This is a genomic window from Krasilnikovia sp. MM14-A1004, from assembly GCF_047159485.1.
In the GTDB taxonomy this organism is placed as follows: Bacteria; Actinomycetota; Actinomycetes; order Mycobacteriales; family Micromonosporaceae; genus Actinoplanes.
In genome coordinates, this window is record NZ_AP038773.1 from 1,198,217 (window position 1) to 1,218,517 (window position 20,301).

Below are 20,301 nucleotides of genomic sequence, written 5' to 3' on the forward strand. Positions count from 1 at the left end.
TGCACTTGACGCTGAAAATTGCGAATCGCCCTCGCGCCGGAGCGCGCGCCCTCATGCCCGGGGATGGGCCTGGTCGAAGGCGGCTCGGAGGCGCTCGGTGGAGACGTGGGTGTAGATCTGTGTGCTCGACAGCGAGGAGTGGCCCAGCAGATCCTGCACCGCGCGCAGGTCGGCGCCGCCGTCCAGCAGGTGGGTGGCGGCCGAGTGACGCAGGTCGTGCGGGCTGGTGTGCGGCAGGCCGGCGGCGCGCGCGGCGCCCGCCACGATCCGGCGCACCACGGTCTGCTGCAGGCGGCCCCCGCGGGTGCCGACGAACAGCGCGTCGCCCCCCGCCGGGGCGGCCAGGCGGGGTCGCCCGTCGCGCAGCCAGACGTCGAGGGCTCGCTGAGCCGGCACGCCGTACGGCACCGCACGCTCCTTGGCGCCCTTGCCGAACACCCGCACGACCCGGCGGCCGGCGTCCACGTCGGCACGGTCCAGTCCGCACAGCTCGCTGACCCGTACCCCGGTGGCGTAGAGCAGTTCCAGGACCGCGCGGTCGCGCGCGACGAGCGCCTCCGCGTCGCCCTGTGCCTTCGGGGCCGGGGCCGGGGCCGGGGCCGCCGGTCGGGCCGGGGCGGGTGCGACAACGAGATCCGCGGCCTGGTCGGCGCGCAGCACCGTCGGGAGGTCGCGATGTCCCCGAGGGCTGGCCAGCCGGGCGCCGGCATCCGCCGGGCACAGTCCCGCCCGGTGCGCCCATGCGGTGAACGTCCGGGCGGCGGCCGCCCGGCGCGCCTGGGAACTGCGGGCGGCGCCGGCGACCAGCAACTCGGCCAGCCAACTGCGGAGCACCGCGACGTCGAGGTCGGCGGGCGTCGCGCAGCCGCGGCGGGCCGCGTGGTCGAGCAGCGAGACGACGTCGGCCACATAGGCCCGCACCGTGTGCGCGGACCGGTTGTCCACCCGGGCGAGGTGCAGTCCGAACTCGTCCACCGCGTGCCGCATCGCCGTGGGCAGCGATTCGTGGATTTCCTGCGTGCTCATCGCCCTCGACCGTGGGCCCTGCAACGGCCGTCGTCAAGTGCGCACACCGAGCCGCCTCTCGTTGCGCATGTGCTGGCGGCGCGTCGCCCCACCGCGTGTTCCCGGGGTCGGGCGCGCGTCCCCCGACAGTGGCTCGCCGGGTCTCCAGCACCTCGGCCACCGCCGCCCAGACGGACGGCCGGTTCCCGGCCCGCGCGGCGATGATCCGACGCCGCTTGCCAGCGACGCCTATGCTGCCGCTCTGACCAGGGAGGCTCCATGAACATGGCGTACGGATGTGCCCGCCTCAGCGTGGCCGTGCTGATGGTGGCCGGGTTGACGGCGTGCGCGGACTCGCCCGGAGACTCCACGGGCCGGTCACCCGCACCCCTGTCGTCCGCACCGCGGGTGGCCGCGAGCGCGGGCATCGGCGGGGCACCGTCGGCGGCGGTGACGCCCGGGCCGGTCGGCGGTTCGCCGTCCGCGGTTCCGGCCACCGTCCCGGCCAACGCCACCACCAAGGTCACCGAAGCCCAGTTCCACCTGCCGTCGAAGAACATCGGCTGCTACCTGTCGGCGGAGCTGGCGCGATGCGACATCGCGAAGCGATCGTGGACACCCCCACCGGCGCCGGCCAGCTGCGAATTCGACTGGGCGTTCGGGGTCGCCGTCGAACAGAACCGCAAGGCGAACCTCACCTGCGCCGGGGATACGGTGCTGGGTGGCGCCGATGAGCTGGCCTACGGTCGATCGCTGCGAGCCGGGGACATCGTATGCGACAGCCTCAGCACGGGCGTGCACTGCGCCAACCTCGCCACCCGGCACGGCTTCACGCTCTCCGTGCAGAGGTACGAGCTGTTCTGAATCGTCCGCCGGATCAGGGGCGGTTGAGCTGGATCCGATCGGCGGGATGAACCGTGACGGTCCCGTCGGGGGCGGTCACGACAAGCACGGGGATGCCCTCGCCGAGGCGGTGGCTGCGGCGCTCGGCGTCCGTGGGCATGCGGGCGCTGACGCGTTCGCCACGTGCCAGCGGGATCGTCTGGGTCTGCTCCGGGACGCGGACGAACGTACCGCGCGGCCGCTCCACGGTGACCAGTCCCTCAGTACGGAGCTGGCCGATCGCCTGGCGGACCGTGGTGCGGCTCAGGCCGTACTCCTGGGCCAGGCGCAGTTCGCTCGGCAGCGGCTCGCCCGGGCCCAGCTCGCCCGACGTGATGCGGTCACGCAGCAGGTCCGCAAGCTGGCGGAACACCGCCCGGTCCGCGGAGGGATCGATCATGTCGGCCACGGTACGAGGCCACAATGCTCCGTCAGGCTGTACATACAAACCAATGTTGGTATAGTACTCCCGCGCCGCGCTGAGAAGGCCGAGCTTGATCGCGCGGTGTGGGCGGCGGCGGTCGGCGAGTCCGTGAGGACAGGCACGAGGTTGAGGTGCGCCGGCTGCCGCCGTTTCTTCAGGGACGCCCGCAGGGCTGCCTCAGTGGCGTCCGCGGGTTGAACATGGCAAGGGTGTGCGAGCTATCGGATCTCCATCCGAATCCGGTGAGGATTGTGGTGACCCGGTCCACAATGCGGCGATTGTGGTCAGTGGGACGGCTCATCGTCCGGCCCAGGAGATCGCACCCACCCGAGAAAGCGTTGGTAGAGGTCGGGTGGCGGGGCGTCGTGGTGGAGGGTGAAGTCCTGGAGCGCCTCGCACATCTGTGCAGACATGTAGATCGTCAGCATCGAGGCGTATCCGTGGAACTCCCGGAGCAGTTGTTGCCGCGCGTCGGGGCACGGCCAGGGCTGTGCGCATGCGCGGCACACCCAGGTCGGTCGTTGCCCGATGTGCTCGTCCGGGCTCGGTGTGGTCATGCGCGCCCACGGCGGGGATCGCAGTGCCAGCCGGTCCGCGACGATCCCGCTGCGGGGTCGAGGGCGGACGACCGCCACGATGGGAACGGGGCCGCGGCGGGCGACGCGCGGGGTGCCCGTGGTCGGGCATCCAGTCCGTATGCCTCGATGCGTTCGCGGCCCGGAAAGTGGGGCCGCCCTACCGCGCGGCGTCCGCCGTTCGCGCGGAACTCCTGTGCGGGAGTGAGCATTCCGGCGCGGCCCGCGTGGCAGGTCGCCGGCGGTGCGGCCCGTCCCGCATGCACCGCACCGCCCGTCAGAGTGCGCGGTGTCGCGCGTGGCCCGGCGTGGGCGGGCGGAACCCCCACGCCGGCCGTGGCGTTTGACCACAGTGGCGATGGTTGTTCCGGGCCCCGCTGGGGACGAGAGACGCCCAGTGCGGTCCGGCTGGACCGCCCGTGGTCCGGTGCGTCCGGTTCGGGGCGGTGCGGGAGGGGAGCGATCGACGAGCGGGATCGGTCGATGCACGGGGCGGGAAGCCCGCAGATGCACCGGCGCCACAACGTGCGCCAGTCGCGTCGATGTCGAGGTTGGAATGGAACCGGGGATGGAACCCGGTGTTGTCGAGTCATGCAGCCAGACTAGTTGCTCAGAGACTACCTGTCGCATATCAACTTGATAAACGACTAATAGTCTTGCGCCTACGGTCGATGGCGTGGGAGTGAAGCCGATTCGACTGATGGGCGCGCACGAGATCCGCGTCCGCCTGGGCGGGGTGAGCCGGCAGCGCGCCTACCAGATCACCAGCCGTGCCGACTTTCCGACGCCGGTGGCCGACCTCGCCCAGGGCAAGGTCTGGCTCACCGAGGACGTGGAGGCCTGGATGAAGGTGCATCGGCGGGATCTGGACGACGCGGAGGAGTGAGGGCCTCCCGCCCTTTGTCACCGCCCTGGCGGCCTTGCCCGCGGCGGAAGTGCGATGCCGCCGTCGCGGCGTACCACCAGGGCCGCCATTTCGAGCAGGGACAACCGGCGCAGCACCGTACGCAGGCTGAGGCCGGCCGTCGCGGCCAACTGGTCCGGGCTCGCCACCCCACGCCGCGGCACCGCCTCCAGTACCAGCGCCGACTCCTCGTCCAATGTGTCCCGGTCGTGCACTCGCCCGCGTGGTGAATCCGCGTAGTACTCGCCGATCGATCCGACCTCTTCGAGCACTTGCTGAAGGTTGGTGACCAGCCGCGCCGCGGGGTCCGCCCGCAACAGGCGGTGGCAGCCGACAGACATCGCGGAGGTGATCGGGCCCGGCACCACCATCGCCTTGCGCCGCAGCGCCAGCACCCGGCCCATGGTCTGTACCGCCCCGCTGCGGGCCGCGGCCTCCACCACGACGGTGCCGACGGTGGCGGCCGCGATGACGCGGTTGCGGATCAGGAAACGGTGACGCAGGGGATCGCTCCCTGGAGGCCACTCGCTGATCAGCAGCCCGGCGTCCGCTATCCGTTCGAAGAGCGCGGTGTTGCCCACCGGGTACGGCCGATCGACGCCGCACGCCAGCACGGCGACGGTGAGCCCGCCCGCGGCAAGGGCGGCCCGGTGCGCCGCCGCGTCGATCCCGAACGCGCCGCCCGACACGACGCTCCACCCCTGTTCGGCGAGCCCGTACGCGATGTCCGTCGTGACGTGGTTTCCGTAACCGGTCGCGGCGCGGGCGCCCACCACCGCCACCGAGCGGTGGAACGACTCGTCCAGCAGCCGGCCGCCGCGCACCCACAGACACAGCGGGGGCCGTGTGTCGTGGCTGATGCGGCCCCCACTGTCGAGTTCCAGGGTGCTCAGCTCCTCCACTCGACGCGGCCACTCCGCATCGGCGGGGATCACCACTCGCGCTCCCAGGCGCTTGGCGCGACGCAGCGCCGCCTCGGCGAGCCGGCGCGGGTCAGCGCTCCCGGTCCGGGCGAGGACCGCCGCGCGCAGAGCGGGATCCGGGTTGTCGCCGGACAGCAGCCGGTCGAGGGTCGCCGGCGCCCCGTCGTTGCGCGTCATCGCCCAGACCGTGCGGTTGCCCGGTTCGGCCAACCAGGTGAGGGCGATCCGCGCCATCCGGTCCTCCTCGGACCCTTGGGACGGCGGCTCCCCGGCCGGTGACGGCGTCCTCGGGCCGGGCGACTCCCGGACCGCAGCGAAGGTGCCCGGTCCGGTGCCGGTGCCGGTGCCGGTGCCTGCCGGGTGGGCGGCCTGTTCCGCGCTGGTGTCCGGTGGGTGGTCGACCTGCCTTGAATCGGTGCCGGGCGGGTCGGCGGCATGGGCCGGGCCGAGTCCCGTGCTGTCGGGTGAGCAGGCGTTCATCAATGCTCCTTTCGTGAATGCCACCTCGTCGGAGGGCGAGGGCTTGCCTCGCATGCCGAACACCTCAGCGGGAGTTCGTTCACGCGGGGCGTTCGACGGTGGGGTCGGCGGTTGGGCGGGAAGCTCTGCGGCGCCCCGGGGAGTCCGCTCCCCTCTGGGAGCGAACGATGTCGGCGTCACCCATCCTCAGCTCGGCCGCCTCGTACACGTCCGTCCCGTTCGGACGGTCGCGGCCGTCGATGTCGGCGATCGTCCAGGCGAGCCGCAGCACACGATCGAACCCGCGAGCGGACAGCGCGCCGCGATCCAGGCTGGTACGCAGGGCCAGCGTGTCCCGCGGCGGCAGCCGCCAGGGCGGGCGGCGCAACTGCGCTCCGGGCACCTCGGCGTTGACCCGCCAGCCGTCGCCCGACCAGCGGGCCGCGGCGGCGGCGCGGGCACTCGCCACGCGCGCGGCGACGGTGCCGGAGTCCTCGGCGGGGCCGCCCGCGTTCATCAATTGGGCGGCGCTCAGGGGACGCAGCCTGACCTGGATATCGATGCGGTCGAGCAGCGGGCCGGAGAGGCGTCCGAGATAGCGGCGCCGGGTCGTCGGGGTGCATTCGCAGTGCTCGTCGCCGGCGGGGCTGGCACAGGGGCACGGATTCGCGGCAAGGACGACCTGTACGCGGGCCGGGTACTCGGTGCTGCCGCGCGCCCGGGCCAGCAGCACCCGGCCGCTCTCCAGCGGCTGCCGGAGCGCCTGCAGCGTCGCGGTCTTGAATTCGGGTGCCTCGTCCAGGAACAGCACTCCCCGGTGGGCCAACGACAGGGCACCGGGCCGGGCCAGCCCTGCGCCGCCGCCGACCAGCGCGGCCAGGCTGGCGCTGTGGTGCGGGGCCTGGAACGGGGCCTGCCGCACCAGGCGGCCGTCCGGCGGCAGGACCCCGGCGATCGACTGCAGGGCGGTCACCTCGAGGGCCGCCGCGTCATCCAGCTCGGGCAGGACCGATGGGAGCCTTTCCGCCAGCAGGGTCTTGCCGGCTCCGGGCGGGCCGAACAGGGCGATGTGGTGCCCGCCGGCCGCGGCGACCTCGATGCCGTACCGGCCCATGTCCTGACCCACGACGTCGGCCAGATCGGGACCGGGCCGGCGCGGGGCGGGCGGGACGTCGGGCGGGTCGAGCAGGGGAGCGGCGCCGCGGACGAACGCGACGAGCCGGTGCAGGGAATCCACCGCCCGTACTGTCACGCCGGGCACGACGGTCGCCTCGCGGGCGTTCTCCAGCGGCACGACCACCCGGTCGATGCCGGCGCGGGCGGCGGCGGCCACCATCGGCAGCACTCCGCGGACGGGGCGTACCGCGCCGTCGAGGCCCAGCTCACCGAGCAACACGACGCCGTCGAGGGCGGCGAGAGGCAATTCGCCCGCCCCGGCCAGCAGCGCCGCGGCGATCGCGACGTCGAACGCGCTGCCGTGCTTGGGCAGGGTCGCGGGCAGGAGGTTGACGGTGATCCGCCGGTTGGGCCAGTGCTGACCCGAGTTGACCACCGCGGCACGGACCCGGTCGCGGGCCTCGTGCAGGGCGGCGTCGGGCAGGCCGGTGAGCACGAGAGCGGGCAGCCCGGACGACAGGTCCGCCTCCACCTCGACCACGTGCCCGGTCATGCCCGTGAGGCCCACGCACAGCACCCGGGCGTAGCTCACTCGGCCACCTAGAACGCCGCCCGGATGTGCTCGACGAGGGATGCACCGCGCGGCTGGGGCGCGACCGCGACCACATCGAAGCGCACCTCGCGGGGGCGCAGGGCGCCCTGGGCCAGCCATTGTGCGGCCAGCCGACGGAGGCGACGGACCTTCGCCGGCCCGACCGCCTCGAACGGTGTGCCGTAGCGGTCGCCGCGGCGGGTCTTCACCTCGCAGAAGACCACGTCCTCGCCGTCGCGCAGGATCAGGTCGACCTCGCCGTCGGGGCACCGCCAGTTGCGCGCCAGCACCACCAGGCCCTGTGCGGTGAGGTAACGCTCGGCGAGCCGCTCGCCGTACGCGCCGACCGCCCGTCGCTGTCTTGTCATGGCGGCCACCCTGTCGGATCCGGGCATCGCGTTGCGTGCGGGCCTGTGGACGGAGCGTGGCTGTGGATAAGGCCGGGTGGTGGCCGGTGAGGTGATAAACACCTGCCGGTGGCACCGGGGCCGGTCGTCACCTACGGTGCAGAACCGTGGATGGACAACGCCGCTACGCCGACGACCCCGAGCCGCCGAGCTGGTACCCCGGACCGCGTTCCACCAGCGGTTCCGGCGAGTACGGCCGATCGGACGGGCCCGACGCCTCCGCCGGTTACGGCCGGTTGGGCGGCACGGACGGTCCCGGCGGATACGGCTCGGCAGGCGCCGCCGACGGCCCCGCCGGTTACAGCCTTCCGGTGGGCAAGGACGGCCCCGGCGGCTACGGCCTGACGGCCGCCAAGGACGGCCCCGGCGGGTACGGCCTGAGGGGCGACAAGGACGGCCCCGGCGGCTACGGCCTGACGGGCGACAAGGACGGCCCCGGCGGGTACGGCCTGGCGAACGGCAACGAGAGCCCCAGCGGGTACGGCCCGGGCGGCAAGGAGAGCCCCGGCGGATACGGCCCTCCGGGCGGCATCGACGGCCCCGGTGGCTTCGGTCGGCCGGGTCCCGCGGACGAGTCCGCCACTCTGGGTGGCGGCTTCCGGCTTCCCGAGCAGCGCTCCACCGACGACCGGTACCCGGCCTCCGCCGCGGTGGACCCGGTGACCTCGACCGGCGGGCACCGCGGGCCGGTGGGTGAACCGGCGTTCGAGTCGCTGCCGTTGCCGGTCCGCGGCCCGGAATTCCCGGCGGTGGGGCCGACCGGCGGCCCGGCCCCGGCCGACGGGCCCGCGGCCCCCGCGCCGAACTTCGGCGGTACGCCCGCCCCGGGAGCGGCCGATCCGACCGGCGTCATCCCGTCCCTGAGCGCAACCACCGGCGACCGGGTGTACCGCACGCGTCGTCCGGTCTCGGCCCTGGTCGTGGGGCTGGTGACACTGGTGCTGATGGTGCCGGTGGTGCGCTTGTTGGCCCAGGCGACGTTCGCCGATCACCTGAACGCGGCTTCGGTCGTGTCCGCGGTGCTGTTGACGCTCGGCCTGCCGTTGACCGGGGTGGGTTTGTTCGCCCTCGCCGGGGGCGGCCGGCCGGAGAATCGTGACGCCTGGTTGCGTCCGCCGGTGGTCTACCTGCCGGTCGGCCTGCTGCTGGTGTTCGCCGCGGCCATCGCCGCCTGATTCCACGCGATCACCGAGAACCCGACGCGCTCGACCGGCCTTGCCGACGCCGTGCCGCGGGTCCGGGGCCCCTGACCGGCCCGCACGAGCCGCCCATGAGCTTCGGGGCGGCAACGCGTCCCCGGATCCGGGGGCCGCCTGGCGGTTCGGCACGTCTCCGGGTCTGGAAATGCGGCGTCCGGCGTGCCCTGCGGAAACGGACCAATCGGCTCACCCCCGGCCGGGCGGCGCGCCGGGGACCGCCCGGCGTATGCTGAACGACGGCGACCGCCCTGCGCGGTCGACCTCGCGTGCCCTCCGCCCGCACCGGCTCTGGTGAGCATCTCTCACCCGACTGGCCCCGGGCGGCGGCGGCCCTCCCTGGTCCCGATCCCTTCGGGCCCACCCGCGGCCGACGACCGGGCACCAGGACGCCCACCGCCGGTGGGCGTGACAACCAGGGAATGACTAGGGAGCAACCCACCATGGCCGTCGTGACCATGCGTCAGCTGCTGGAGAGCGGTGTCCACTTCGGGCACCAGACCCGGCGCTGGAATCCGAAGATGAAGCGATTCATCTTCACCGAGCGTAACGGCATTTACATCATCGACCTGCGCCAGACGCTCGACTTCATCGAGAAGGCGTACAGCTTCGTGCGGACCACCGTCGCCGACGGCGGCACGGTGCTCTTCGTCGGCACCAAGAAGCAGGCGCAGGAGGCGATCGCCGAGCAGGCGACCCGCGTCGGTCAGCCGTTCGTGAACCACCGCTGGCTGGGCGGCATGCTGACCAACTTCCAGACCGTGTACAAGCGGCTGCAGCGCATGAAGGAGCTGGAGGCTCTCGGTGACCTGAGCGGTACCGCCGCCGGGTACACCAAGAAGGAGACGCTGCAGCTCTCGCGCGAGAAGGAGAAGCTGACCAAGACCCTGGGCGGTCTGCGCGACATGACCCGGGTGCCGTCGGCGATCTGGGTGGTCGACACCAAGAAGGAGCACATCGCCGTCGATGAGGCCCGCAAGCTGGGCATCCCGGTCATCGCCGTGCTCGACACGAACTGCGACCCGGACGAGGTCGACTTCCCGATCCCGGGCAACGACGACGCGATCCGCTCCGCCGAGCTGCTGACCAAGGTCGTCGCCAGCGCCGTCGCCGATGGTCTGATCGCCCGCTCCGGCCGTAACCGTGGTGACGCCGACGCCAAGCCCGAGGCCAACGCCGTCGCCGCCGGCGAGCCGCTGCCCGAGTGGGAGCGCGACCTCTACGAGGGCGCGGAGAAGAAGGCCGACGACGCCGCTCCCGCCGAGCCTGTCGCGACCGCCGCGGAGTAACGCGAGAACGCCGGGCCCCGCCGGGGCCCGGCGTCCCACCAAGACCGGACATTCGAAGAGAGAGTCATGGCCAACTACACCGCCGCGGACGTCAAGAAGCTCCGCGACCTCACCGGCGCCGGCATGATGGACTGCAAGAAGGCGCTCGAAGAGTCGGACGGTGACTTCGACAAGGCCGTCGAGTTCCTGCGCGTCAAGGGCGCCAAGGACGTCGGCAAGCGCGCCGGCCGCACCGCCGCGAACGGCATCGTCGCCCACTCCGGCGCCTCGCTGCTCGAGCTGAACTGCGAGACCGACTTCGTCGCCAAGACCCCGGACTTCGTCGCCCTGGCGCAGCAGCTGGTCGAGTACGGCGACCAGAACAAGGTGGCCGACGCCGCCGCGCTGCAGGCCGCCACGCTGGCCGACGGCAAGGGTGTTGCCGACGCGATCCAGGAGTACTCCGCCAAGATCGGCGAGAAGATCGTCCTGAACCGGTTCGCGACCGTCGACGGCACAGTCGCGGTCTACCTGCACCGCAAGGCGCAGGACCTGCCGCCGCAGGTCGGCGTGCTGGTCGGCTACAGCGGCAAGACCGACGAGGCCGGCGACGCGGACGCCCGCGGCGTGGGCATGCAGATCGCCGCCATGCGCCCGAAGTACCTGACCCGCGACGAGGTGCCCGCCGAGGTCGTCGAGTCGGAGCGGCGCATCGCCGAGCAGACCGCGCGCGAGGAGGGCAAGCCCGAGCAGGCGCTGCCCAAGATCATTGAAGGGCGCGTCAACTCGTTCTTCAAGGACTTCGCGCTCCTCGAGCAGCCGTCGGTCGTCGACAACAAGAAGACGGTCAAGCAGGTCGCCACGGAGGCTGGCATCGAGATCACCCGGTTCGTCCGGTTCGAAGTCGGCCAGGAGTAACGCCCGACCGACGCAGTCGACAAAGGGGGAGGCCGGGTCCGCGTTCTGCGCCCGGCCTTCCCGTCACATATGGTCTCTGGCGAAGCGAAGGGAAGGCGGGTCGCATGACAATGGTGACCGAACAGGCTGTTGGCATCGACGACTCGCCGGCCCCGCCGCCAGGGCGTACCCGGCGGGTCATCCTCAAATTGTCCGGTGAGGTCTTCGGCGGCGGTGCCGTCGGCGTCGACCCCGACGTCGTGCAGGGCATCGCGCGGCAGATCGCCACGGTCAGCCGTTCCGGGGTCCAGGTGGCGGTGGTCGTCGGCGGTGGCAACTTCTTCCGCGGCGCCGAGCTGCAGAAGCGTGGCATGGACCGGTCCCGCGCGGACTACATGGGCATGCTGGGCACGGTCATGAACTGCCTGGCGCTGCAGGACTTCCTGGAGAAGGAGGGCATCGAGACGCGGGTGCAGACCGCGATCACGATGGCCCAGGTGGCGGAGCCGTACATCCCCCTGCGCGCGATCCGGCACCTGGAGAAGGGCCGCGTGGTGATCTTCGGGGCCGGTGCCGGGATGCCGTACTTCTCCACCGACACGGTCACCGCGCAGCGTGCCCTGGAAATCCACGCCGACCTGGTGCTGATGAGCAAGAACGGCGTCGACGGCGTCTACACCGCCGACCCGCGTACCGATCCGAGCGCCCGCAAGCTGGATCACATCACCTTCGAGGGCGTGCTCAAGGAGGGGCTGCGGGTGGCCGACCAGGCCGCGTTCAGCCTGTGTCAGGAGAACGACCTGCCGATGCTCGTCTTCGGTGCCCAGGGCGATGACACCATCATCCGGGCCGTGAGCGGCGAGAAGATCGGTACGTTGATCACCACGTGATCCCGCGCCACATCCACCACCGGTCAGCTACACCAGGACAAGCAAGGAGGCGACGGAGCAGGTGATCGACGAGATCCTCTTCGAGGCCGAAGAGAAGATGGAAAGCGCGGTCGAGCACGCCAAGGAGGAGTTCGGCGCGATCCGTACGGGCCGCGCCACCCCGGCGATGTTCGCGAAGATCGTCGTCGACTACTACGGCGCGCCAACCCCCGTGCCGCAGATGGCCTCGATCGGCATCCCCGAGCCGCGGATGGTGATCGTCAAGCCCTACGACATGTCGCAGCTCGGCGCGATCGAGCGCGCCATCCGCGACTCCGACCTGGGGGTCAACCCGAACAACGAGGGCACCCAGCTGCGCATCCACCTGCCGCAGATGACAGAGGAGCGGCGCCGCGACATGATCAAGGTCGCGCGGCACAAGGCGGAGGAAGGCCGGATCGCCATCCGCAACGTACGGCGCAAGGCCAAGGAGCAGCTGGACCGGCTCGTCAAGGACGGGGAGGCCGGCGAGGACGAGGGCCGCCGCGCCGAGAAGGAGCTCGACGACCTGACGCACCGCTACGTCACGGTCGTCGACGAGCTGGTCAAGCACAAGGAAGCAGAGTTGCTCGAGGTCTGATGTCGTACCCCGAGCCCCGCGGTGGGCACTCACCCTTCGGCGGCCGGTCGTCCGAGCCCGACGTGGTGGCGCCCTACGCCTTCGATGAGCCCGCCGCGGCGCCGGACCCGTACGCGCGCTACCGCCGGCCGGCCGAATCCGGATCCCCCGGGGACGGCTGGCCGGAGACCACCGGCGGATCGCCCGACCCCGGCTTCGGCCCCGCTCCGGCCGGGCCGGGAACAGGCGGACCCGGATCGGGCGGACCCGGATCGGGCGGACCGGGATCGGACGGCTCGGGATCGGGCGGGCTCGGATCGGCGGGCGGCGGTTCCGCGTACGTGAATCCGGGTTGGAATGAAGGCCCGCCGATCCCTGGCGGTGACGACCCGGAGCCGCCTCGCCGCCGTGGCCCCGGCCGGCGTCGCGCCCGCCGCTCGGGCGCCCCCGTGCGGCCGCGGGACACGGCCCCCTCCGACAACGGGACACCGCCCGCCGCGAAGCCGGGCGGACGGGCGGGCCGCAACCTGCCCGCCGCGATCGGCGTGGGCGTCACTCTCGGGGCGATCGTCCTGGGCTCGCTGTTCTGGCCGCCCGCGTTCCTCGCCGTGGTCGCGGCGGCCGCGTCGGTCGGGGTGTGGGAGATGGTCCGCGCGGTCCGCGCGGCGGACGCCCAGCCCCCGCTGCTGCCGCTGCTGGCCGGGACCCTGCTCATGGCCGGGCTGGCCCAGTTCGCCGGGCCGGACGGGCTCACCCTCGGGCTGGTCGTGACCGTGGCGGCCGCGCTGGTGTGGCGGCTCGGCGAGGGCGTCAGCGGTTTCCGGCGTGACCTGACCGCGATCGTGCTCATCGCGGTGTACGTGCCGTTCCTGCTGGGCTTCGGTGTACTCGTGGTCCAGCCGCACGACGGCCCCTGGCGGGTGCTCGGGACGCTGATCGCGGTCGTGCTCTCCGACACCGGCGGCTACGCGTCGGGGGTGTTCCTCGGGCGGCACAAGATGGCCCCCAGCATCAGCCCCGGCAAGACCTGGGAGGGCTCCGCCGGGTCGGTGGTGGCCGCCGCGGTCGGCAGCGCCATCTGGTTCGCCCTGCTGATGGACGTGCCGCTCGGCTGGGGGGCGCTGTTCGGGGCGGTGATCTCGGTGGTGGCGATCACCGGAGACCTGGCCGAGTCCATGCTCAAGCGCGACCTCGGTGTCAAGGACATGAGCAATCTGCTGCCGGGGCATGGCGGCCTGATGGACCGGCTGGACTCCATCCTGTTCGCGGTGCCCACGGCATATGTGCTGCTCTCGCTCATCGCGCCGCCGGGGTGAGCGGTGCCCGGACGTGTGCCCCGCCGTGGGAGACTGGACTGGCCATGACGATGCTTCCGGTCATCCCGACCAGCCCCGATACGCCCGACGCGGTGACCACCCGCCGGCGGCCGAGCATGCCGCCGCGCCACCTCGCGGACCTCGACCTCGCCGGTCGCCGGGAGGCTGTCGCCGCCCTCGGGCAGCCCGCCTTCCGGGCCAAGCAGCTCTCCACCCACTACTTCGGCCGCCTGGTCCGTGACCCGGCCGCGATGACCGATCTGCCCGCCGGCGAGCGTGACCGGCTCACCGGCGACCTGCTGCCCACGCTGCTCACCCCCGTCCGCGAGCAGGCCTGCGACGCTGGGGCGACGCGGAAGACGCTGTGGCGGCTGCACGACGGCGCGCTGGTGGAGAGCGTGCTGATGGGCTACCCCGACCGCGTGACCGCCTGCGTGTCGAGCCAGGCCGGGTGCGGTATGGCGTGCCCGTTCTGTGCCACCGGCCAGGCCGGGCTGACCCGCAACCTGTCCGTCGCCGAGATCGTCGACCAGGTGGTCTACCTGGCGGGGGTGGCGGCGTCCGGCGCGGTCACCGGCTCACCGCCGCGGCTGTCCCGGGTCGTGTTCATGGGCATGGGCGAGCCGATGGCCAACTATCCGCGGGTGATCGAGGCGGTCCGCCGCCTGACCGCGCCCGCGCCGGAGGGGCTCGGGCTCTCGCAGCGCCACATCACGGTGTCCACGGTCGGCCTGGTGCCCGCGATGCGCCGGTTGATCGCCGAAGAGCTGTCTGTGACCCTTGCGTTGTCTCTGCACGCCCCCGATGATGATCTGCGCGATGAGCTAGTGCCCGTCAACCAGCGTTGGAAGGTGGCCGAGGTGCTCGGAGCCGCGTTCGACTACGCGGCACAGACTTCTCGCCGGGTCTCCATCGAGTACGCCCTGATCAGGGACGTAAACGATCAGCCCTGGCGCGCCGACCTGCTGGGCAGGCTGCTGCACAGCAAGCTGGCGCATGTGAACCTCATCCCGCTGAACCCGACTCCGGGTAGCCGGTGGGATGCCAGCCCCAAGCCGGTCGAGCGCGAGTTCGTCCGGCGCCTGCGCGCGGCCGGGGTGCCGACCACGGTCCGCGACACCCGGGGCAGGGAGATCGACGGCGCCTGCGGCCAGTTGGCTGCGAGCGAGCTGACGGTGGTGGACGCAGGGGGCGCCGCCGCCGAGGCGGAGGTGGCACAGTGACTGGGGCGAGTTCCCAGCAGACGAAGTGGGAGACGTTGTGACGAGTCAGGGGCAGCGTTTCCGGCGGCGCGCGCTGCGGCGCGGCTACAAGGTCGACGAGGTCGACAGCTTCCTCGACCGCGTCGAGGCCACCCTGGCGGGGGAGCCCATCGGGGCGCCGGTCGGCGCCCAGGAGGTGCACGACGTCGTCTTCCGCGTCCGGTTCGGCGGGTACGACGAGTGGCAGGTCGACCTGCACCTGGACCGCGTCGAGCGGCAGCTGGCGGAATTCGAGGAGCGCGGCGGGCGCGGGGCGGACCAGCGCATGGCCCAGGACTCGATGCGCGACCGGATGAGCAACACCGGGACGATGGCCCCGGTGGACCGGATGGGCCGCTCCGCCCCGCCCACCGAGCGGCTGCCCGCCCCGACCCGCGACGACCGGATGCAGGACGACCGGATGCGCGACGACCGGGGCTACGACGACCGGATGGCGCCCCCGCAGATGCCGCAGCGCCAGCAGATGCCCACCGGGCCCGGACCCGACCCGTACGGCCGGTACGACGAGCCGGCGTACGGCCAGCAGCAGCAACAACAGCAGCGCTACGGCGGCGGCCCGGCCGGTTACGACACTGGGGCCTACGACGCGTACGAGCCGGGCCGGCACGGCAAGGCGGACATGACCGCCGAGATCCGGATGCCGGAGCGTGACCGCGGCGGCTACGGCGGCCCCGCACCGATGAGCGCCCCGCCGATGTCCAGCGCCCCGATGAGCGGCCCGCCCATGGGCGGGCCCCCGATGGGTGGCGGCCAGGGCGGCCCCGGTGGGGAGCTGTACCGGGTGGATCAGCTGCGCCGCACCTTCCAGCCGCGTCGCTTCGGCAGCGGCTACGACCCGATGCAGGTGGATCGCCTGTTCGAGAGCATCCTGCAGGCGATGTCGGGCCGCGGCCCCATGCCGGTGCCCGAGAACGAGCTGGACACCCTGCAGTTCGGGCTGGTCCCGGGCGGCTACTTCGAGGCCGAGGTCGACGCGGCGCTGCGCGAGGTCAAGGACATCCTGCTGCGCCGCCGCTGAGGCACGAGGAAGCGCTGAGGCACGAGAAGGGCCCGCTCGCGTGCGAGCGGGCCCTTCGACGTGTACGGGGTTACTGGTCGTTGGGCTTGAGGCCGTTGCGGCGCAGCACCGTGTCGACCAGCACCGTCACGACCAGCAGCAGGGCGATGACGAGAAGCCACAGGTTCTCCGTGTTGCCCTCGTGGTTGCCCCACAGGAACATGCACATCACCGCGGCGGAGCCCAGGGCGCCGATCCGGGCCCACTTGCGGTTGCCCGGCTTGAGCTGGTCGGGCGCGTAAACCGGCTCTTCTGCCACCGTTCGGTCCTCCTGCTTTCCGGCGATCACTTCTCGCGCCAGTCTCGCACGGGGTCCCGGGGCGGGACCCGGCAGGCCGGGCCGGGTGGCCCTGACCGCCGGGCCGGGCGGCCCGACAGTCCTGGCCCGGGCGCCTCCGGGCGCGCCCCGGCCGCCCGGACCCGGTACCGTCGATCCGGTCGGAGGACGAGGTCGGACTCAAGGGAGCAGGACGTGCGGATCACGGGCACCGGACACGCGAGCATGCGGATCGATACGGCCGCGGGCAGCATTCTGTGCGACCCGTGGGTGAACCCCGCCTACTTCGCGTCGTGGTTCCCGTTCCCGGACAATTCGCAGCTCGACTGGGAGAGCCTGGGCCAGGTCGACTACCTGTACGTCTCGCACCTGCACCGGGACCACTTCGACGCGGAGCACCTCAAGCGGTTCGTCAGCAAGAAGGCGACAGTGCTACTGCCGGAGTACCCGACCAGCCAGCTCGAGGACGAGCTGCGCGACCTCGGATTCACCAGCTTCCTGAAGACGAAGTCGAACGAGGTGCACGAGCTCGACGGCGGCCTCAAGGTGATGATCCAGGCGCTGATCAGCCCGACCGACGGCCCGATCGGCGACTCGTCGCTGTGGGTGGAGCACGACGGCATCCGGGTGCTGAACCAGAACGACGCCCGTCCCACGGACCTGTCGACCTTCACAGAGCTGGGCCACGTGCACGCGCACATGCTGCAGTTCTCCGGCGCGATCTGGTATCCGATGGTTTACGAGCTGCCGGAATCCGCCAAGCGGGCGTTCGGCAAGCAGAAGCGGGACCGCCAGTTCGACCGGACGTGGCGCTACATCGACGACCTCAAGGCGTCGCACGTGTTCCCGATCGCGGGTCCGCCGTGCTTCCTGGACGACGAGCTGTGGCAGTTCAACGACATCTTCGGCGACGAGGGCAACATCTTCCCCGACCAGGCGGTCTTCCAGCGCGAGTACGCGAAGGTGGGCGGCACCAACGGCATCGTGCTGCTGCCGGGCAGCGTCACCGAGCTGACCACGGATAGCGCCGAGACCACCCACCCCACGGACGTCGACGAGTTCTTCGCGAACAAGAAGGCGCACCTGGAGGAGATGCGGGTCCGTAAGGCGCCGGTCATCGCCGCGGAGAAGGCGTCCTGGCGGCATCCCGAAATCGACGTGCTGGGTGAGCTGAAGAAGCGGATCGAGCCGCTGCTGGAAGAGTCGATCTACCTGGCCAAGGGTGTCGGCGGCCCGGTCCGCTTCGACCTGGTCAGCTACGACGGCGAGTCTGTCGAGTCGATCGTGGTGGACTTCCCCGGCAAGCAGGTCCGGCCGTATGCGGACGAGAAGGTGCGCTACCGGTTCCGTACCCAGCGGGAGCTGATCGAGCACCTGATCTTCATCGACGAGGGCGACTGGGTGAACTCGCTGTTCCTGTCGTGCCGCTTCTCGGCCGCCCGGATCGGCCAGTACAACGAGTTCGTCTACGCGTTCTTCAAGTGCCTCTCCGAGGAGCGCCTGCAATATGCCGAGGGCTGGTATGACGAGCACGAGAAGTCCGTCGACGCCGAGGACACCGTGTTCGGCGACTGGACCGTGCAGCGCCGCTGCCCGCACCTGAAGGCGGACCTGAGCCGGTTCGGCATCGTCGAGGGCAACGTGCTCACCTGCCAGCTGCACGGCTGGAAGTTCGACCTGCCCAGCGGGCGGTGTCTCACCAGCGTGGGCCATTCCATCCGGGCCAGTAGGACGGCTTCCTGAGAAGGATTAGCTCGTAGCTGGGTGGGCGGTGCAGACCGTCGCTCCCGCCGAGACCGGGACGGGCGCTGGGGCGCCCGTCCCTGCCAGGTCCGTGCGTGGCTATTTCCCCAGGTCGGTGAGGATGCGGCGGGCGACGTTGTGGCCTGCCGCGCCGATCACGCTGCCTGCCGGGTGGGCGCCCGCTGAACCCGCGTACAGGCCGTCGAGGCCTGTTGCGTAGGGCATTCGGGCGTCGAACGCGACGGTGTTGTCGACGTGGTGGATGTGGCCGCCAGTGATGCCGAAGCGCGCCTCGATGCCGGGCGGGGTGAGCGGCATCATGTCCGCCACCAGGGCGGAGGTGCCGGGGGCGTAGCGGTCGCAGATGGCCAGCAGCTTGTCGACGAAGCCGGGCAGCGCCGCGTCCCAGGTGGTGCCGTCCAGCGAGTACGGCACGGACTGCACGAACAGCGCCGACGAATGGTGCCCTGCCTCGTCGCGCAGCGACTCGTCCACCGTGGTGTGCAGGTACCACTCGATGGTCGGCTCCTCGGGCAGCTTTCCGGCCTGCACGTCGGCCCACATGGCACGCAGCGCGGCCATCGGGGAGTCCGACTCGGCCAGACCCGCCAGCCCCGCGGAGCCGGGCAGCAGGTGGATGGTCGAGCCGAACGGCGACGGCGCGCCCTCGGGCAGGCAGGAGAAGCGGGGGAGGTCGGTGAGCGCCAGGTTGAGCTTCAGCGTGGTGCCGGGCCGCTTGACCGCGTTCATCCGGCTGGTCAGCTCGGCCGGCAGCGCGCCGTCGGGCACCAGCGACATCAGCCGGTACGGGTCGCAGGAGCCGAGCACCACCCGGGCGGAGAGCTGGCGCCCGTCCGCCAGCACGACGCCGCTGGCCGCGCCGCCGTCGACAGTCACCGCGGAGACCGGGGTGCCGGTGAGGATCCGGGCCCCGGCGGCGCGCGCGGCGTCGGCGAAGGCGCCGGACACCGCACCCATGCCACCCTGGGCGATCATCCAGGTGCCGTCCGCGCCGGGCAGCCGGCACATGTTGTGCACCAGGAAGTTGTGGCCCGTACCGGGGTCGTCGGGGCCCGCGTTGAGGCCGGAGAGGCCGTCGGTGACCGCGTACATGCTGACCAGCAGTTCGCTCTTGAAGCCGAACCGGGACAGGTAGTCGGCGACCGAGCCGCGGACCAGGTCGATGAAGGTCGACTGCAGCTGCGGCCGGATGTGCCGGTCGGCGATCTGCTCGACGGACTCCGGTTCCTCCAGCCAGGCCGGGGCCAGGTCGGCACGCAGCGCGGCGATCTCTACCTGCAGCGCCTCGTCGGCGGCGATGTCGCGCGGCGAGAAGAACTTCTGCATCTGCGCGCGGGTGGCCTCGCGGTCCGAGCCGAACAGCAGGTACGGCGAGCCGGGGCCGCCGGGGGTCGGCAGGAAATAGTGCGGGTCGCGGCGCAGCACCGGAATGTCGATGTCGAGGGTGCGCAGCAGCTCGGGCGGCATGAGGCCCAGCAGGTACGAGCCGGTGGACTGGCCGAGGCCGGGCACCCGGGGGAACGGGCGCTCGGTGCGGGTGGCGCCGCCGAGGATCTGGTCCGCCTCCAGCACGACCACGTCGAGGCCGGCGCGGGCCAGCAGGACGGCGGAGACCAGCCCGTTGTGGCCGGCTCCAATGATCACTACGTCGGCCCGGTCGGGCAGCGTCGCGGGCGTCTGAGGGGTCATGGGGGCCGAGCCTAGCGCGTGATGCGCTGCAGCGTACGGGTCAATTCGGCCTCGAACAGGGGCTCGACGTCGGTCATCGCCCACTGGAGTTGCCCGAATACCTCCATGGCGACGATTCCGTACAGACGAGTCCAGGCGGCCATGAACAGGTAAACCAGGGGTAGTGGAAACCGGTCACCGAACAACTCCAGGTACGGCTGGAACACGTCCTGCAGGGCGGGCCCGGGCAGCCCGGGCGGGGGCGGCTCGGCGGGCTGGTGCTCCCAGATCTCGGCCAGGACGGTGAAGAACGTCTCGCCGAATCGGGCCCCGGCTTCGTTGACCGGGCTGCATGCCTCGCCGATCTGGGTGATGCCGGGGACGGGGCTGCCGAACATGAGCGTGAACTCGGCGGGGTGCGCCAGTGACCAGCGGCGGAAGCCGCGGGCCATGTGCCCGAGCCGGCTGACCGGGTCGGCCTCGGCGTACGCGACGGCGACCTGTTCGACCGCGGTGCGCAGCTCCTCGAAGAGATCGGTGACGATGTCCAGCACGAGGGCGTCGAGGTTGGCGAAGTAGCGGTAGATAGCGGGCGCGGTCAGGCCCATGTCCCGGGCGATGGCCCGCAGGGAGATGCTGGCGGCCCCGCCCGCGACGAGGCGGCGGCGGGCGGCCTGCTTGATCTCGGCGACGGTCTCCGCGCGCAGCCGCTCCCGGCGGCCGGGCGTGGTCGTCGTCATAGTGCGCTCCATTGACGTGGGTGAACGGTGTTTGCCAGAGTAAACAGCGTTCACATTTTGGTCTATGACTGCCGCGACTGC

At 71.8% G+C, this 20,301-nt stretch carries 19 protein-coding genes; 11 read left to right on the forward strand and 8 right to left on the reverse strand.

Annotated features, from left to right (window positions below; all coding sequences use genetic code 11):
• Positions 1–51: 51 nt before the first annotated feature.
• Positions 52–1,026 carry a tyrosine recombinase XerC gene (locus ACMCNN_RS05615; RefSeq protein ID WP_412745099.1) on the reverse strand — a complete coding sequence of 325 codons (975 nt, stop codon included), beginning with the start codon at positions 1,024–1,026 and terminating at the stop codon, positions 52–54.
• A 258-nt stretch (positions 1,027–1,284) separates the two neighbouring features.
• Between ACMCNN_RS05615 and ACMCNN_RS05620 the strand changes: the two genes are divergently transcribed.
• The gene (locus ACMCNN_RS05620; RefSeq protein WP_412745100.1) at positions 1,285–1,869 is read left to right on the forward strand and encodes a DUF6636 domain-containing protein; all 585 of its coding nucleotides are present in this window, start codon (positions 1,285–1,287) and stop codon (positions 1,867–1,869) included.
• A 13-nt stretch (positions 1,870–1,882) separates the two neighbouring features.
• On the opposite strand, the gene ACMCNN_RS05625 is transcribed toward ACMCNN_RS05620, so the two are convergent.
• Entirely contained in the window at positions 1,883–2,287 is a 405-nt protein-coding gene (locus tag ACMCNN_RS05625) for a GntR family transcriptional regulator (protein ID WP_412745101.1), read from the reverse strand.
• Between the two features lie 1,299 nt (positions 2,288–3,586).
• On the opposite strand from ACMCNN_RS05625, the gene ACMCNN_RS05630 reads away from it, so the two are divergent.
• A complete protein-coding gene (locus ACMCNN_RS05630; RefSeq protein WP_412747068.1) occupies positions 3,587–3,772 on the forward strand; it encodes a DNA-binding protein in 186 nt (61 codons plus the stop codon).
• Positions 3,773–3,789: 17 nt separating this feature from the next.
• Here ACMCNN_RS05630 and dprA read toward each other — a convergent pair whose 3' ends face one another.
• The 3 genes from dprA to ACMCNN_RS05645 form a co-directional block, all read right to left on the reverse strand.
• A complete protein-coding gene (gene dprA / locus ACMCNN_RS05635; protein ID WP_412747069.1) occupies positions 3,790–4,947 on the reverse strand; it encodes a DNA-processing protein DprA in 1,158 nt (385 codons plus the stop codon).
• Positions 4,948–5,272: 325 nt separating this feature from the next.
• Positions 5,273–6,880, reverse strand: a complete 1,608-nt coding sequence (locus tag ACMCNN_RS05640) for a YifB family Mg chelatase-like AAA ATPase (RefSeq protein ID WP_412745102.1) — start codon at positions 6,878–6,880, stop codon at positions 5,273–5,275.
• A gap of 8 nt (positions 6,881–6,888) precedes the next feature.
• Complete coding sequence (locus ACMCNN_RS05645; RefSeq protein ID WP_412745103.1) at positions 6,889–7,248, reverse strand: YraN family protein; 360 nt, start codon at positions 7,246–7,248, stop codon at positions 6,889–6,891.
• A gap of 146 nt (positions 7,249–7,394) precedes the next feature.
• On the opposite strand from ACMCNN_RS05645, the gene ACMCNN_RS05650 reads away from it, so the two are divergent.
• The 8 genes from ACMCNN_RS05650 to ACMCNN_RS05685 all read left to right on the forward strand — a co-directional run bounded on the left by ACMCNN_RS05650 (position 7,395) and on the right by ACMCNN_RS05685 (position 15,732).
• Positions 7,395–8,462 carry a hypothetical protein gene (locus tag ACMCNN_RS05650; RefSeq protein WP_412745104.1) on the forward strand — a complete coding sequence of 356 codons (1,068 nt, stop codon included), beginning with the start codon at positions 7,395–7,397 and terminating at the stop codon, positions 8,460–8,462.
• Between the two features lie 464 nt (positions 8,463–8,926).
• Positions 8,927–9,772, forward strand: a complete 846-nt coding sequence (rpsB, locus tag ACMCNN_RS05655) for a 30S ribosomal protein S2 (protein ID WP_412745105.1) — start codon at positions 8,927–8,929, stop codon at positions 9,770–9,772.
• Positions 9,773–9,838: 66 nt separating this feature from the next.
• Positions 9,839–10,669: a translation elongation factor Ts gene (gene tsf, locus ACMCNN_RS05660; protein WP_412745106.1), complete on the forward strand. Its 831-nt coding sequence runs from the start codon at positions 9,839–9,841 to the stop codon at positions 10,667–10,669.
• 104 nt (positions 10,670–10,773) lie between these two features.
• On the forward strand, positions 10,774–11,538 hold the full coding sequence (gene pyrH / locus ACMCNN_RS05665; RefSeq protein ID WP_412745107.1) for a UMP kinase: 765 nt from the start codon (positions 10,774–10,776) through the stop codon (positions 11,536–11,538).
• 61 nt (positions 11,539–11,599) lie between these two features.
• The gene (gene frr, locus ACMCNN_RS05670; protein WP_412745108.1) at positions 11,600–12,157 is read left to right on the forward strand and encodes a ribosome recycling factor; all 558 of its coding nucleotides are present in this window, start codon (positions 11,600–11,602) and stop codon (positions 12,155–12,157) included.
• Positions 12,157–13,452, forward strand: a complete 1,296-nt coding sequence (locus ACMCNN_RS05675; protein WP_412745109.1) for a phosphatidate cytidylyltransferase — start codon at positions 12,157–12,159, stop codon at positions 13,450–13,452. The genes frr and ACMCNN_RS05675 overlap by 1 nt, the downstream gene beginning before the upstream one ends.
• Before the next feature lie 44 nt (positions 13,453–13,496).
• Positions 13,497–14,675, forward strand: coding sequence for a 23S rRNA (adenine(2503)-C(2))-methyltransferase RlmN (gene rlmN / locus ACMCNN_RS05680; RefSeq protein WP_412745110.1), 1,179 nt, complete (start codon positions 13,497–13,499; stop codon positions 14,673–14,675).
• A 37-nt stretch (positions 14,676–14,712) separates the two neighbouring features.
• Complete coding sequence (locus ACMCNN_RS05685) at positions 14,713–15,732, forward strand: DivIVA domain-containing protein (RefSeq protein WP_412745111.1); 1,020 nt, start codon at positions 14,713–14,715, stop codon at positions 15,730–15,732.
• A gap of 70 nt (positions 15,733–15,802) precedes the next feature.
• Here the strand turns inward: ACMCNN_RS05685 and ACMCNN_RS05690 are convergent, their stop codons facing one another.
• On the reverse strand, positions 15,803–16,030 hold the full coding sequence (locus ACMCNN_RS05690) for a DUF2631 domain-containing protein (protein WP_412745112.1): 228 nt from the start codon (positions 16,028–16,030) through the stop codon (positions 15,803–15,805).
• 219 nt (positions 16,031–16,249) lie between these two features.
• On the opposite strand from ACMCNN_RS05690, the gene ACMCNN_RS05695 reads away from it, so the two are divergent.
• Positions 16,250–17,791, forward strand: a complete 1,542-nt coding sequence (locus ACMCNN_RS05695) for a Rieske 2Fe-2S domain-containing protein (RefSeq protein ID WP_412747070.1) — start codon at positions 16,250–16,252, stop codon at positions 17,789–17,791.
• 99 nt (positions 17,792–17,890) lie between these two features.
• Here the strand turns inward: ACMCNN_RS05695 and ACMCNN_RS05700 are convergent, their stop codons facing one another.
• Together ACMCNN_RS05700 and ACMCNN_RS05705 are read right to left on the reverse strand one after the other, a co-directional pair.
• On the reverse strand, positions 17,891–19,501 hold the full coding sequence (locus ACMCNN_RS05700; protein WP_412745113.1) for a phytoene desaturase family protein: 1,611 nt from the start codon (positions 19,499–19,501) through the stop codon (positions 17,891–17,893).
• A gap of 11 nt (positions 19,502–19,512) precedes the next feature.
• Positions 19,513–20,220, reverse strand: a complete 708-nt coding sequence (locus ACMCNN_RS05705; RefSeq protein WP_412745114.1) for a TetR/AcrR family transcriptional regulator — start codon at positions 20,218–20,220, stop codon at positions 19,513–19,515.
• Positions 20,221–20,301: the final 81 nt, after the last annotated feature.